Here is a 643-nt window from a genome sequence, read left to right on the forward strand (position 1 = left end):
ACCCAGCAGGCGTTCTTACGCGCGCTCAAGGTACCAGAGGAGCACTTTATCCACCCATCCCCGTGCTGCTGAATCGATGCCGCTGAAAAATACGACATCGGTGCTGTCACGGGGTGCGGAATGTCCGGTGAAGGTGGCCTCGGTCACCTGAAACCTTGGCTTCTGGGGCTCGCCCGTTGGTGTGCGCGGCTTGACCCAGACCTCCAGCTTCAGGGTCACGGACGTGGTTCCAATCCGAATCACCCGCCCATGGCAACACACCGCATCCCCCACCTTGACCGGTTGTTGAAACTTGAATGCGTCCACCGCCACGGTGACACAGCGTCCGCGGGTGAGCTCCCGCACCAGCATGGCCCCGGCCATGTCCATCTGCGACATCAGCCAGCCCCCAAAAATATCACCGCTCGGATTGGTATCCGCCGGCATGGCCAACGTGCGCAAGAGCAATTCGCCGTGTGGTCCGGCAGTTCCGGAAGCATGCTCCTCGTCATTATTCATTGCTGGGGTCTCCACTTAACCGGAGTAAACTCCAAGGGTGACTTACCCTCATGCTGGCGTTGATTATCCGCGGACTGCGGGCGAGTTCCAGTCCTGGTTTCGCACCGATGCGGACTGCCTCGACTACCTGGAGTGGCTCCGGTGG

General features: G+C 60.5%; 1 protein-coding gene. It reads right to left on the reverse strand.

Annotation, left to right across the window (positions count from 1 at the left end; all coding sequences use genetic code 11):
- Positions 1-15: 15 nt before the first annotated feature.
- Positions 16-498, reverse strand: a complete 483-nt coding sequence (locus tag CKO23_RS25070) for a hotdog domain-containing protein (RefSeq protein WP_242482722.1) — start codon at positions 496-498, stop codon at positions 16-18.
- Positions 499-643: the final 145 nt, after the last annotated feature.

Source organism: Thiocystis violacea, assembly GCF_016583565.1.
Taxonomy (GTDB): Bacteria; Pseudomonadota; Gammaproteobacteria; order Chromatiales; family Chromatiaceae; genus Thiorhodococcus; species Thiorhodococcus violaceus_A.